This window comes from Paraniabella hibiscisoli (genome assembly GCF_022512515.1).
In the GTDB taxonomy this organism is placed as follows: domain Bacteria; phylum Bacteroidota; class Bacteroidia; order Chitinophagales; family Chitinophagaceae; genus Niabella; species Niabella hibiscisoli.
This window is the reverse complement of the sequence record NZ_JAKWBK010000001.1, coordinates 2,443,094-2,456,278: the sequence shown is the minus strand read 5'-3', so window position 1 is coordinate 2,456,278 and position 13,185 is coordinate 2,443,094. Positions and strand designations below refer to the sequence as shown.

18 protein-coding genes and 1 pseudogene are annotated in these 13,185 nt (G+C 43.4%); 2 read left to right on the top strand and 17 right to left on the bottom strand.

Annotation, left to right across the window (positions count from 1 at the left end):
• Positions 1 to 26 precede the first annotated feature (26 nt).
• From MKP07_RS15595 to MKP07_RS15585, 3 genes are read right to left on the bottom strand one after another with little or no spacing between them, the layout of a single operon-like run.
• Positions 27 to 719, bottom strand: coding sequence for an EamA family transporter (locus MKP07_RS15595; protein WP_240848008.1), 693 nt, complete (start codon positions 717 to 719; stop codon positions 27 to 29).
• Positions 701 to 967 carry an EamA family transporter gene (locus MKP07_RS15590; protein ID WP_240848007.1) on the bottom strand — a complete coding sequence of 89 codons (267 nt, stop codon included), beginning with the start codon at positions 965 to 967 and terminating at the stop codon, positions 701 to 703. The genes MKP07_RS15595 and MKP07_RS15590 overlap by 19 nt, the downstream gene beginning before the upstream one ends.
• A 2-nt stretch (positions 968 to 969) precedes the next feature.
• Positions 970 to 1,440: an Lrp/AsnC family transcriptional regulator gene (locus tag MKP07_RS15585; protein ID WP_240848006.1), complete on the bottom strand. Its 471-nt coding sequence runs from the start codon at positions 1,438 to 1,440 to the stop codon at positions 970 to 972.
• Positions 1,441 to 1,610: 170 nt separating this feature from the next.
• On the opposite strand from MKP07_RS15585, the gene MKP07_RS15580 reads away from it, so the two are divergent.
• Entirely contained in the window at positions 1,611 to 2,390 is a 780-nt protein-coding gene (locus tag MKP07_RS15580; RefSeq protein WP_240848005.1) for a glutaminyl-peptide cyclotransferase, read from the top strand.
• A 158-nt stretch (positions 2,391 to 2,548) separates the two neighbouring features.
• Complete coding sequence (locus MKP07_RS15575) at positions 2,549 to 3,370, top strand: alpha/beta hydrolase family esterase (protein ID WP_240848004.1); 822 nt, start codon at positions 2,549 to 2,551, stop codon at positions 3,368 to 3,370.
• Here the strand turns inward: MKP07_RS15575 and MKP07_RS15570 are convergent.
• From MKP07_RS15570 to MKP07_RS38665, 14 genes and pseudogenes are all read right to left on the bottom strand, one after another.
• Positions 3,367 to 3,759 (bottom strand): methyltransferase domain-containing protein, encoded by a 393-nt coding sequence (locus MKP07_RS15570; protein ID WP_240848003.1) that lies wholly within the window; start codon positions 3,757 to 3,759, stop codon positions 3,367 to 3,369. The genes MKP07_RS15575 and MKP07_RS15570 overlap by 4 nt on opposite strands.
• Entirely contained in the window at positions 3,714 to 4,262 is a 549-nt protein-coding gene (locus MKP07_RS15565; protein WP_240848002.1) for a class I SAM-dependent methyltransferase, read from the bottom strand. The genes MKP07_RS15570 and MKP07_RS15565 overlap by 46 nt, the downstream gene beginning before the upstream one ends.
• A gap of 11 nt (positions 4,263 to 4,273) precedes the next feature.
• Positions 4,274 to 4,621 (bottom strand): HesB/IscA family protein, encoded by a 348-nt coding sequence (locus MKP07_RS15560; RefSeq protein ID WP_240848001.1) that lies wholly within the window; start codon positions 4,619 to 4,621, stop codon positions 4,274 to 4,276.
• A gap of 191 nt (positions 4,622 to 4,812) precedes the next feature.
• Entirely contained in the window at positions 4,813 to 6,675 is a 1,863-nt protein-coding gene (locus MKP07_RS15555) for a TonB-dependent siderophore receptor (protein WP_240848000.1), read from the bottom strand.
• 53 nt (positions 6,676 to 6,728) lie between these two features.
• Positions 6,729 to 6,965 (bottom strand): annotated as a pseudogene (locus MKP07_RS42590) (carboxypeptidase regulatory-like domain-containing protein); the annotation flags it as partial.
• Positions 6,966 to 7,252: 287 nt separating this feature from the next.
• Positions 7,253 to 8,647 carry a helix-hairpin-helix domain-containing protein gene (locus tag MKP07_RS15550; RefSeq protein WP_240847999.1) on the bottom strand — a complete coding sequence of 465 codons (1,395 nt, stop codon included), beginning with the start codon at positions 8,645 to 8,647 and terminating at the stop codon, positions 7,253 to 7,255.
• A complete protein-coding gene (locus tag MKP07_RS15545; RefSeq protein WP_240847998.1) occupies positions 8,644 to 9,501 on the bottom strand; it encodes a Tex-like N-terminal domain-containing protein in 858 nt (285 codons plus the stop codon). The genes MKP07_RS15550 and MKP07_RS15545 overlap by 4 nt, the downstream gene beginning before the upstream one ends.
• 149 nt (positions 9,502 to 9,650) lie before the next feature.
• Positions 9,651 to 10,376 (bottom strand): flavin reductase family protein, encoded by a 726-nt coding sequence (locus MKP07_RS15540; protein ID WP_240847997.1) that lies wholly within the window; start codon positions 10,374 to 10,376, stop codon positions 9,651 to 9,653.
• Between the two features lie 26 nt (positions 10,377 to 10,402).
• A complete protein-coding gene (locus MKP07_RS15535; RefSeq protein ID WP_240847996.1) occupies positions 10,403 to 10,687 on the bottom strand; it encodes a ferredoxin reductase domain-containing protein in 285 nt (94 codons plus the stop codon).
• 106 nt (positions 10,688 to 10,793) lie between these two features.
• On the bottom strand, positions 10,794 to 10,937 hold the full coding sequence (locus MKP07_RS15530; protein ID WP_240847995.1) for a peptidoglycan DD-metalloendopeptidase family protein: 144 nt from the start codon (positions 10,935 to 10,937) through the stop codon (positions 10,794 to 10,796).
• Positions 10,924 to 11,469: a hypothetical protein gene (locus tag MKP07_RS15525; protein ID WP_240847994.1), complete on the bottom strand. Its 546-nt coding sequence runs from the start codon at positions 11,467 to 11,469 to the stop codon at positions 10,924 to 10,926. Before MKP07_RS15525 ends, MKP07_RS15530 begins: the two co-directional genes overlap by 14 nt.
• Positions 11,470 to 11,543: 74 nt before the next feature.
• Positions 11,544 to 12,221 carry a murein hydrolase activator EnvC family protein gene (locus MKP07_RS15520; RefSeq protein ID WP_240847993.1) on the bottom strand — a complete coding sequence of 226 codons (678 nt, stop codon included), beginning with the start codon at positions 12,219 to 12,221 and terminating at the stop codon, positions 11,544 to 11,546.
• Positions 12,222 to 12,379: 158 nt separating this feature from the next.
• On the bottom strand, positions 12,380 to 12,769 hold the full coding sequence (locus MKP07_RS38670) for a DUF4292 domain-containing protein (RefSeq protein ID WP_262919324.1): 390 nt from the start codon (positions 12,767 to 12,769) through the stop codon (positions 12,380 to 12,382).
• A gap of 2 nt (positions 12,770 to 12,771) precedes the next feature.
• On the bottom strand, positions 12,772 to 13,167 hold the full coding sequence (locus tag MKP07_RS38665) for a DUF4292 domain-containing protein (protein WP_262919323.1): 396 nt from the start codon (positions 13,165 to 13,167) through the stop codon (positions 12,772 to 12,774).
• Positions 13,168 to 13,185 lie beyond the last annotated feature (18 nt).

The window sequence follows — 13,185 nt, the reverse complement described above, 5'->3', positions numbered from 1 at the left end:
CATAAGGCTAAAAATAGTTGCAAACATTATCCTTGCGCTTCCAAACGTGCTTTTACTTTTAGCTGGTTCTTTTTAGCCAGGTTAATAAAAAACACACTGCATAAAATAATAGCAAGTCCACCCAATTGCATAGGCGTCAGCTTGTCGTGATTGATCAATACACCTAACAAAACGGCTACCAGCGGATTTACATACGCGTAGGTACTTACCTGTGTGGCGCTTCTTACACTTAACAAAAACACATAGGCGCTATAGCCGATGATAGAGCCAAAGACAACCAGGTAGGCCAGCGAAGCCCATGCTTTGACTGGTATGGCAGCCCATTCCATTGCTGTAAACTCGTTGTTAAAAAAACCTGCGATTGTAAACGCCGCGCCTGCCGCCAGCATTTGCCAGGCGGAGTTAACCGAAGCTGAGGTACCCTTTACTTTATACTTGGAGAATAATGAACCCAGCGACCAGCTAATATTAGCTACGCATAATATAATCAGCGGCAGGAGGCTGTTACTGTACCCCGTTGCTGCTATTTTTTCGTAAAACAAAGCAATAACGCCTAACAGGCCTATGGCTACTCCCATGATCGTGTACTTATTGTTGAAGTTTTGTCGCCAGTTTACTTTATCCAGCAATAAAAACCAAAGCGGCGCTGAAGCCAGGAAGATGGCAACAAAGGAACTGGGCAGGAACTGCTCAGCCCAGATCACCGCACCATTGCCCAAAAAAGCATGAGCAGACCACTAATGGCGGCGGGTGCAATGGCAGACTTTTGCCAGATGGACTCACCCTTGATTGCCACCCATATCATCATGATAATACCGGCAATAATAAAACGTACGGCTCCTAAAACCATTGGCTGAATATGTTTCACCGCCATTTCAATAAAAAAATAAGTAGAGCCCCAAATGATGTAAACGGCGGCAAAGGCCAATATCACCAATGCTACAGAAGGCTGTTTGGTTGTTGTCATAATCAGGTAATTGAGATAGTTTGCGTTTCTTTTACAGTTTCCATTACGATGGTAGTGCGCATAGAGAGAATATTAGCGATCTTGCTAAACCGCTTTCGGCGCAGCTCCATTAAAGCCTGGGTGTTAGCTACCCGAACTTTAACCAGGTAACAATCGTCACCGGCTATATTATGCACTTCCTGCACTTCGGGGATGGCGGCAAAGGCTTTTGCAGAAGTATCACAGCCAAATCCGTCGGCAGACTTAATAAAAATAAATGCCAGCAATTCTTTATTCAAAGCTGCGGGATCAAGATTAGCTGTATAGCCTCTTATAATACCCCGCTCCTCCAGCTTCCGTACTCGTTCCAGCACTGCTGAAGGCGCCATTTTGAGCTTTTTAGATATGGCCACGTTGGTAATACGCGCATCATCCTGCATCAATCTTAAGATGGCCTTGTCCACATCATTTAAAACAGTATCGGTTTGTACCATACCTCAAAAATAAATATTATTCTCAAAATAATATTTAAAAACGAATAATATTCTTAAAAACACAAAATCAACGAATAATATTCTAATTAAGGCCAACTGAATACAGCCATGGTTTTATGATTTTTTTGAAATCTTCTTATCCTACTTTTGTACCCAATTATTTAAAAGCAATGAACAGACTTTTCTCCTTATTCGTAGTAGTTTCAATGTCAGCTCTTCTTTTCGGTTGTGGTGACAATACTGCTGATACGACAACGCCCGAACCTGGCACTACAGCGGCACCCATTCCTAATATCAGCTTATCGGTGGTTAAAACCTATCCTCACGACACTTCATCTTTCACACAGGGGCTTGTGGTTTATAAAGGACAGTTATTTGAAGGAACCGGTGGAGATGCTGATAATCCTGTAAGCAGTAAAAACTCTCATCTTTTAAAAGTAAATCTCGAAACAGGTAAGGCCGAAAAATCCATTGCGTTGGATGACCATCATTTTGGAGAGGGCATTACTGTATTAAATGATACAGTGTATCAACTCACCTGGACCGAAAGAAAAGTTTTTGTATATACCCTACCTGACCTTAAAAAGATAAAGGAGTTTGACTTTAATACAGATGGATGGGGAATAACCAATAATGGCAAGGAACTCATTGTAACAGATGGGAGCGGCAATCTGTATTTTTACAACCCCTCTACTTTTCAGTTATTACATACACAATCCGTTACGCATAACGGCGAGCTGGCTTATAACTTAAATGAGCTGGAGTATATCGATGGGTTTGTATATGCTAACGTATGGCAGCAGCCTTATATCCTGAAGATCGACCCTGCTAACGGTCTGATCGTTGGAAAGATTGACGTTTCGGATATCTGGCAACGTATAAACAACAGGGATCCGAATGATGTACCGAACGGTATTGCTTATGATGCGGAGACAAAAAAGTATATATAACCGGCAAAAAATGGCCTGAATTGTACGAGGTACAATTAGGACAGTAAACAATAAGGCCATGGTTTAAACCATGGCCTTATTGTTTACCAGAAATTTTCTGCATCGATTCGTTAAACCTTAGCGCATTATTATGTTCTAACCGTTTAAACAGGATCATTATGAAATATAGCTTGCAATTCCTGCTGACGGTAAGCATGATCGTTGGGGTAGCAGCATTAACAGTAAACGCACAGCAAAACACCATTCCCACACTCCGGGAAATGAAATGGAATGTGGAGGGCACCGCAAGAAAAGCGTTGGTCTATTTACCCGCTGCACCTGGATCATCAAAACCCCATCCATTAATTGTTGCTTTTCATGGTCATGGAGGAACAATGCACAACATGTATCGAACCCACCGGTTTGACTTATTATGGCCAGAAGCCATTGTAGTGTATCCCCAGGGACTGAACACGCCGGGCAACCTGACAGACCCCGAGGGAAAGAAGACCGGTTGGCAGCAGTTGAATGCTATGGGAAACCGGGATCTGACTTTCTTTGACCAGATGCTCGACTCGTTGAAAAGGGTATTCAATATTGATGATAATCGTGTATATGCTACCGGGCATTCTAACGGCGGCAATTTCGTATACCAACTATGGGCATTACGTGGCAAACTTTTTGCGGCTTTTGCTCCTACGTCCACACTTCCTGGAAAAAATATACTGAGTTTAAAACCAAAGCCTGCTTTTATTGTAACCGGAGCGAAAGACCCGCTGGTAAAACCAGACAACCAATACCTGGTTCATCAAAGATTATTAAAACTGAACGGATGTGATCTGGCAGGCAGCAAGGACGGACCTTATATAACCAACTACTCCTCTGCCAAGGGAACGCCTGTTACATTATATATACATCCCGGGGGACATGAATATCCTCAGGATGCCAACGCAGCCATTATTAATTTCTTTAAACAACAAATCCTAAACAACAAGGATTAACCGGCAGTAATCACATAAATAACCGAGCAGCATTCCTTCGTATTGCCCATTGCATTGATATTAGAAGCCAGGCCGTGCAAGCCGGCGCTCAGGTAATTTACTTTGCCGCTCTTGTATTTGCTGCTCAGCATATCTACATAAAAACTGTCGAACCACATAGGCAGCATTTCGTCAATTTTTAATCCATGTTGCTGAACAAGGACAGCCATAGCCTTCGGTGAGAAATGATATAAATGCCGGGGCACATCATAGCCTGCCCAGTAAGCGCCATAGGCTTTTGAGTCTTTGCTGGTATAGTTAGGCACGGCAATAAACAAATTTCCGCCGGGCGCTAAAAGCGTTTTCATTTGAGCCACGTATTCATGCAAGGTATGTACATGCTCCAGCACATGCCATAGAGTAATAGCATTAAAGCTCTGCGGCGGTAGTGAAAAAGTTCGCGAGATGGCTTCGTCTGAATACCATACTGCTCCTTGCCTACAGCTCTTGCATCAGCATCTGGCTCTAAACCTGCAACGCTCCAACCCTGCTGCTGCATGGTGTGCAAAAATGTGCCGGTGCCGCTCCCAATATCCAGCAAATTCCCTGTTTTTAGCCCGGTATGCCTTTTCACAATAGCTGCTTTCTGCTTCATGGTTCGAACACGAACCCGTTGATACAGCTGATTGATCAGACCCTTGCTGGTGTTGGTATGCGAGATATAATCTTCTGATTTGTAGTAAATACCAATATCGTCCACCCCGGGAACGTCCTGGGTTAATCTTACCGTACAGGCATTACAATGAAGGATCTCAAATTCCTTACCGCTAACGGTGTAATCTTTAACATTAAAGACATGTTGTAATTGATCCGATTGGCAAACCGGACAAAAAGAATAATGTATATCAGGCATCAGCAAAGGAATTATACAGCGAAACTGGTTCCGCAGCCGCAGGTGCTGCTGGCGTTAGGGTTAGAAAATGTGAAACCCCTGTTATCGAGACCATCGCTCCAGTCTATCTCCATACCTGCCAGGTATAATTCGTGAGATTTATTGATGATACAGGAAACCCCTTCTATTTCAAATTCTTTATCGGCATCTGTTTTCTGATCAAATCCTAAAACATAGCTCATTCCGCTACAACCACCACCTTTTACCCCAATGCGCAAAAGCTGGGTAGTATCAAAACCTGGCTCACTGATCAGTCTTTTTATTTCCCTCACCGCGCCGGCAGTTAAAGTAACCGGGCTGGACGCTATAATTGTTTCCATACTACAAAATTAAATAAAAGAGCCGTATTATCGTATCATCGTTTGGTTAGAATCCTCTTACGGCCCGAAAGCACTTTCCGCAGCTGTCATTCGTTCCTAGAACCTGAACACCACATTTGCAGACAGCCTTCTTGGCATTTGAGGCGCGAGACGAAATGACCAATATTGTTCATTGGTAAGATTATCCAATTTTAATCCAACCCTGCATTTAACAAAATCATAGAATGCGGTGGCATCAAAAACAGTGTAGGCGGGTATTTCAAACTTAAATTTATGGGTATTGGTTTGATAAGAATTGCTTCCATAATTACCCCGAAACCAGCGCCGAGACCTTTAGCTTTACCGGAAACAATGCGGTAGCTGATCCAGAAATTGGCCAAGTGCATGGGGCCTGCTGTGGCCGGTCTTAACCCGTTAACATCAGCGGCGGCATTGGTGAGCTTGCTGTCATTATAAGTGTACCCGGTAATAAGGTTGAGCCCATCGATGGGATTAGCAATTATTTCAGCCTCAAAGCCACGGCTGATCTGTGTACCATCCTGGATATTGAAAACACCACCCGGAGCCAGCCTTAAAACATTGGTAACGGCAATATCATAATAGCTGATAGTGCTGGTTAACCTGTGATGAAACAGATCTGTTTTCAAGCCTATCTCCCACTGGTTGGCCTGTTGTGGCTTAAATGGATTACCAACAGAATCGGAACCGGCATTGTAATCGAACCCATTCATGTAGTTACCAAAAAGAGACAGTTTATCTTTTACGATTTCATATACCATGCCCAACTTGGGAGATAGAGCTGTTTGGTTGAAGGCATCTGTGAATACAGCTGTTGCCACATCGTACCGCCCCTTATTATCTACGTTGTCCAGCCTTAAACTGAGCATTACATTAAACTTTGGTGTAATATTCAAAACACTGGACACATAAGCGCTATAATTGGAAATATTGGTGGCATAAGTTTCAGGAATCACACGTGCTGCAGCCGAATCAATCTTATCCGCATTGAAATTATTGTAAGCGGCTCCTGGCTTTCTAAAATTAATCGCAGCCAGGGTCACTGTCGGTGTATTCCTATCGCTTCGCTGATTATAATAGTCGATACCCACCACGATACGGTTTCTCAATGTTCCAATTTTAAAATCACCGACCAGGTTTTGTTGCAGCTCCACTCCGTTGTAGGGGAAGTTTTCCTTTTGAGCACGCTGGCGTAGCATGCTGTCATTTACCCCTATCAGTTGCGTTACATATCCTTTTGTTGTTGAAAAAGTACGGGTGATATTGGTCTGCAGCTTCCAGTTGCCTGACAAGGTATAATTGACTTGGCCGAAGAAGTTCACCTGCTGCGTATGATAATCCAGCGAGTTGGTCAGGAATGATCGATTGTAATCCATCCCAAAGTCCCTGATATTATTGATTGTGGTTGCAGTAGCAGAAGGCGCAAAACGAATAGGCGATGTAGCGTTATACAAAGACGCTTCGATATCTAGCAGAAAATCCAGGCGATCATTCAGTTTATAAATAAAACTCGGCGCCAGCATTACGTTTCTGGTAAAGCCCTGGTCCTGAAAGCTTTTCTCCGTATGTACCGCCCCATTGAGACGGAACAATACCTGCTTATCATTGGTTAATGGCCGGTTGATATCAAAAGTCAGCCTGTTCAGATTATAGCCGCCGCCGGTAAATGCTATTTCCGTTTTATTTTGCTCTAAAGGCTTTTTAGTAACCCGGTTGAATAAACCGCCAAAGGATATCTGACCACTGTTAAATAAGGTTCCCGACGGCCCCTTTATAGCCTGGAGCACTTCGAGGTTAGCCGGGTCGATATTGGTATAAACGAAACCTGAAATACTATTACGGATAAAATTTGCCGTAGTAAACCCTCTGGATAACATGGCACTTCTCCCCTGGTTGTACACTACCGGAACGGCAGCACCCGGAATATTTTTAAAGATGCTATTATAGTCCACCACAACCTGTTCGGCAATAATCTCTTTGGGAATAACTGAATACACCTGCGGGTTTTCGATGTTTCGCAGCGGGAGGCGCGCCACATCATTCGTTTCCTTTTATTGAAACGGTTAATTCCGGAAACGACCGTTACTTCCGAAAGACTTTCTGTTTCTTTTTGCAGGCTAACCTTTACTACCGTTATTCCGTCACTTTTCACTTGTAGGGTTTCATCATAGGGCTTAAACCCAATATGCGTTATCCTGACAATATACCTTCCCCCTGTTAATCCTTTTATTTCGAAATTTCCATCGGCATCGCTAATAGCGGCATGCGTTGTTTCTAACAATGTAATGCTGGCTCCCGCTACCGGGTTCTGATCTGCATCAACTATTTGCCCTTTTATACATCCCTTCCTTCAAAAGCCATTGCTGTTATAAAGACAATAAGCAAGCTTAGCGTAAGGGAATACCTGAGTAAGAAAGTCCTGGTTTGATTGCGCATAATTACAATTTCGGCAAAAGTAATTTTGAATAATCGCGGCGATTTACGAATTCGGGAATTTCAATATATACAATCCGGAAATTTTTAAAGAAGCCGTTGGCCAACTTGTGAGCTAACAACAATAAAGCCTCGCCGGTTATAAATCGGCGAGGCTTTATCAACCGGCATGAAGCCTGGTTACTTATCAAATTTATTCCTCAAGGCATCGAGGCTCGATTGAAAACTATTTTTAGGTTTGTTGCTTACAGGCGCTCCTTTAGGCAGGTTGGTGCGCGGGCGCGGTTGCTCCGTTTTATTTTCCTCCTTCATACTTAAAGCAATGCGCTTGCGGGAAGCATCGACTTCGACCACGGTTACCATTACTTTTTGATTGAGCTTTACTACTTCGTTGGGATCACTTACGAATTTGTTAGACAGATGGGAAACATGCACCAGCCCATCCTGCTTTACACCTACATCAACAAATGCCCCAAAATTCGTAATGTTCGTAACAATACCCGGAACCTTCATGCCAGGCTTCAAATCACTCATAGTAGCAATACCCTCCGCAAACCTGAACTCTTCAATTACATCCCGGGGATCACGACCTGGCTTTTCCAATTCTTTTAAAATATCCTCAATGGTATAAGCGCCGGCAGTTTCATTGATAAAGTCTTTCGCATTAATCTGTTTTCTGATATCAGACTTGGCAATGATATCACTAACCGTGCAGCTCATCTTCTGCGCCATTTCTTCTACAATGCCATAACTCTCGGGATGCACGGCCGAATTATCTAACGGATTTTCTGCACCGGGTATCCTTAAAAACCCTGCGCATTGCTCATAGGCCTTTGGGCCCAGCATGGCAACTTTCAACAGTTCACTGCGCGATTTGAAAGCACCATTTTTGCCACGGTATTCTACTATATTTTTAGCAGTAGTAGCTGTAAGTCCGGAGACATAAGTAAGCAGGTGCTTACTGGCTGTATTCACATCTACACCTACATAGTTTACACAGCTTTGCACTACATTATCCAGGCTATCTTTTAAACGGTTCTGGTTTACATCATGCTGGTATTGACCTACGCCAATGCTCTTTGCATCTATCTTCACCAACTCGCTTAGCGGGTCCAGCAAGCGGCGACCGATGCTGATGGCGCCACGAACGGTTACATCTTCATCCGGGAATTCTTCGCGAGCTACTTCACTGGCAGAATAAATAGACGCCCCGCTTTCATTCACCATAAAGATAGAAACAGGTTTACCAAAGTCAATACCACGCACCAGCTTTTCCGTTTCTTTGCTGGCAGTACCGTTGCCATAACCAATTGCCTCAATTTCATACCTGCTCACCAGTTCTTTCAGGGTTGCGGCAGCGCCACTCCAGTCATTTTGCGGAGGATGGGGGAATATGCTTGTATACTTTAAGAAAGTGCCGCTTTCATCCAGGCAAACCACTTTACAGCCCGTTCTAAAGCCAGGATCTATAGCCAGTACCCGCTTGCTTCCGAGAGGCGAGGCTAATAATAGCTGACGAAGATTTTCAGCAAACACCCGGATCGCTTCTTCATCGGCCGCTGTTTTACTGCTCATCCTAAACTCAGTTTCAATAGCCGCTTTAATAAACGACCATAAGCGTCTTCCGTTGCCAACGCCACCTGCTCCCCTGCACTATTCGAAGATTTTACAAATACATCTTTTAACTCACCTACTGCCGATTCTTTTTCTATAGCGATATCCATGATAAGGAAGCCTTCTTTTTCACCACGACGAATAGCGAGCAACCTGTGCGAAGGACAATCTGCCAGGGGTTCTTTAAACTCAAAATAATCCCTGTACTTCTGGGCTTCTTCAGACTCCTTTTTGGTAGTAAGCACTCTTGCAGAAATGGCAGAGGTTTCCTGAAACAGGGAACGCACAGTTGTACGTGCCTGCTCGCTCTCTGATATCCATTCAGCAATAATATCCCGCGCACCTTGCAAGGCCTCTGCATTATCTTTAACCTGCTCATTAATATAAGCAGCAATTTGCTCATCCGAAACCGGCTGTATTTGTCCAAACAACAGCTGCGCCAAAGGCTCCAGCCCTTTTTCGATAGCCACTGTTGCTTTCGTTTTACGTTTAGGCTTGTAAGGCAGGTAAATATCTTCCAGCTCTGTTGCATTTAAGCAATTCTCTATGCGCAGTTTTAATTCCGGCGTTAACTTCCCGGCGGCTTCAATGGTTTTCAAAACAGTTTCTTTGCGTTTCTCCGACTCATCATAGTATTTGATCTTATCAATTACATTTCCAACCTGTACTTCATCCATATTGCCCGTAGCCTCCTTCCTGTATCGGCTAATAAAAGGGATGGTAGCGCCCTCTGTATGCATTTGCTGCACATTGGTGATGTTTTTAACAGGCAGCGAAAGCTCTATAGCTATTTGTTGTATATACTTTAAATCCATAATCATTTTTATTCTTCCCATTTATTGGGCATGCAAATGTAGGTGGGGGAAAAAAAAAAAAAATTTTTTATAAACAGTGGATATCTCAAAAGTCAGCCGTAAGTAAGCAATTGATTTTCATTTGAAACCCTTTTATAAAAGTTGCTCAATCAATAAACAATTGTGGCATCTCCACCAATTGGGTATCCCTGGCAGGTAAGCACCCGTCCCTTTGCAATTTCTTCCTCCAATAGCACTTCGTTATAAGCCATCCATATTTTACCCGAGGTGCAGGTTGCTACACAACTGCCACAGCGTCCAGCCTCGCAACTATAAGGAACAGCAATGCCCGCCTGTTTTGCCGCAGCTACAATGGTTTGCGGATATTGAACGTTCAATACATGTGTTTTTTGTGCAAGATGCACCGTAACCTGGTGCATGACTTTATCAGGAGGCTGAGGAAGCTTTGCCGGCGGTAAGGGATTAAAATCTTCTTTAATGATCTGCGCATTGATAACGCCGTTATTACGTAACGAAATGGCAGACATTAACATATAATCAAAAGGACCACAAACGTAAAACCGGATATCTTTTTTATCGATGCTGAGAAAGTGCTCATCTAGCAACCGTGTCAGCAGCCAGTGACTTAACCGGCTATAATAGACATCAAGCCGGTTACTAAACATAAAATGGATATAGAACCGGTCTTTATATTGCTGTTGCAAAGACTTCAACTCCTCATAAAAGATGACCTGTTGTTCACTCCGGTTGCTGTAAAAAAGAAATACTTTTTGCGGCGTTGTTAATAGCAAGGTTTTGATCAATGAAAAGCAAGGGGTAATGCCGCTACCGGCAGCCAGAAAGCAAAATGTAAGATGATTTAACTTTTCAGGCAAAACAAAAAAACCGCCGATACCTGAAGTCAATAAGATATCTCCCGGCCTGGAATTGTATACCAGTTTCCTGGAGAATTCGCCATTGTCGAGTTTTTTATGGTGATGGATAGCGGTTCTCCTGCTTCAGGCGAAGATGATATGGAATAGGATCGGCGTTGCTCGCCCGAATGATTGTAAAATACTAACGTGAGGAATTGCCCCGCTTTATATTGAGGCTGCCAGTTTAATGGCTGTAATACCAGGGTTCTGGAATCAGGCGTGTTGGATTTTATGGAAACAATTTCCAGCTTCTTGATAATTCCGGTATCCATATCGATTACAATTCATCGGTTTAATAAATGGATCCCTCCTGCGGATGACGGCGTTCTACTATTTACCTCAGCCAAACACGCGGATCAACATTTTTCTCCTCGATCATCAGGATAAAATCGAGCTTCCCCCGCCTGTTTCTTCATCAGCGCCAACGGTACCTATAGATTGGCCACGCGCCACCGATGCCCCCTTAGTTACGCTTACAGAAGCCAGGTTGCTATAAGCCGTAAAATATTTACCATGACGCATTACCACAAATGAGGTTCCCCCACTTTAGAAATACTGACCACTTCTCCACCAAATACCGCCTAACGGGAGCTCCGACCTGCGCTGTATAGGTCACACCAGGATTATCTCCAACAATATCAGGGCCTACCCCTTCTATTTTGTACCGGCCAAAACCCAGTGTTATTACCCCGTCAACGGGTGAGGGCAACTTACCGCGGTTCTGCGAAAAGTCGCTGTTTAATGCAATATCATCTGCTTTATAATTTAGATATCCTCCTGCAGGAGCTTTGTTTTCTACTACCGGGGCAGGTGGTGGTGGCGGCGTATTTTTTCTCGCCGCAATAGGCCCTGTATTTGCAACAATTGAATTATCTGATTTAGGCACAGCCCTTACCGTAGTGCTTTTGCCAGCACCTACAGGGTCAAATTTCAACTCTCTCGATGGAGCTGAAGCTACTTCCTGCGCTGGTGGCGCAGATGCCGGAGCTGCAGGCGTTGTACCAGGCGATACGGTTGTTGGCTTCGCGCCAGCTAATGCTCTTTCTGTTTCCAATAAGCGTTCGCGCGCCCAGGCCTCTTGTCTTTCTTTGGCTTCTGCTGCTGCTCTTTGCTTCGCCTCTTCCTGCGCTATTTTTTTGCCTCTGCAATCTCCTTCCTTACCACTGCGGCAATGTCTGTTTTCAGCTGTTTATCTTCCTGCTGCTTTTTAGCAATCTGCTTTTGAAGTGACCCTGCTTGTGATTGCAGCAGCTTAGCCACAGAGTCTTTTTCTGCCCGCTGATCTCCCAAAACCGAATATTCATTGGTACGGGTAACCAATGCACCTTCCTTCTGTTTTTTGCTGGCTACCTGGTGGGCATAACGTTTATCGATCAAGGTATTAGTTTTAACAATATCTTCCATTTGCTTTTCGCGATAATTACGGTAGCTTTTCAAATAGGCTACACGCTTTATCGCATCGTTAAAACTATTGGCAGAAAAAATAAAGTTCAGGTAGTCATAGTTGCTCCTGTTTTTATACGCATACACTACCGTTCTAGCGTAGTGCGCCTTCAGCGTATCCATCTGCTTTTTCAGCCTTTTAATTTCTATAGCGCTGTAATAGATATCATCATCAATAAGGCGTATTTCCTTGCCGATATTATTGATATACTGATTCTGTACTTCAATTTTTTTGTTGAGTGCTGCCAGCTGGTGGAGATTATTTTTACTCTCGCCTTTAACAGCATCGTAGGCCTGTTGTATTTGTCTCAGCTCCTGCTGCAATTTTCTTCGCTCCTCCTCCATCGAAGTTTTATCACTCATTTTTTGCGCTACGGCCCTGTTGGAAAAAGCACTTAAAAGAACAACTAATAAAACCAACAGCTTTTTACATTCTCTTGCCGGAATATTCATGAATAGAAAAAACCGTTGTAATAATGAATACAGTAGTATTGGAGCCTGGAGCATAAATGTTTACCGGATTATTGCTTTGTTTTATAACCTGAGGGAACAGAGAAAGGAATGGCCACTTCTCCATCAAAATCGTGAGACTGAAAGTTAAGTTTTATAGTAATATTGCTTTTATAGTTAACACGAATGTCCCTTGAGGTAGAGAAATTACGCCCTGCCACCTGTTTGTAATTATTGTATGCTAGTTCAGCACTCCTGTTTTTCGATGCATCTACATCACTCAGTTTGCTTGCAGCAGGTAAGTAGCCCGGTAATAAAACGGTGAGCAGGTTCTTAAAATTCGCATCCTGCGTGGTAACCACATAACCGGTACCTTCTTTTGTAAGCGAAGCATTGCCTTCGTTTACAAAAATAGCATTACCAATCAGCAGGTCCTGCAACGTTGTAAAGTCAACGGGCAATCCTATTTTTCCTGGATATAAGAAAGGCTGGACGCTATATATTCTTTCTGTAGTTTATTGAGGATCTTCACGGAATCTTTAGTGATCAATGCTCTTACACCTTCAAAACCAAGTAAGCCTGCCGACATCCATATCGCTTCGTCTTTTTTAATCACCAGCTTAGCGCTAACACTTTTGCCATTTCCCTTTCCATCATCAAAATCCACATCCACCTTACCCGAAAAAGTCTTAAAGTCGATTTTATTTAATTTAGAAAGCACTACAGACGGGCCTTCATTTTCTACCGTAGCTACCGGTGGAGCCTGGGTTGTATCTACCGAAGGCGTTTTTGCTGCCTTCTTACTTGCACCGCATGATGCCAGTGCGGCCATAGCTATAATTAATGCTAATTGTTTCATGTTTTTGTTTTATACAAT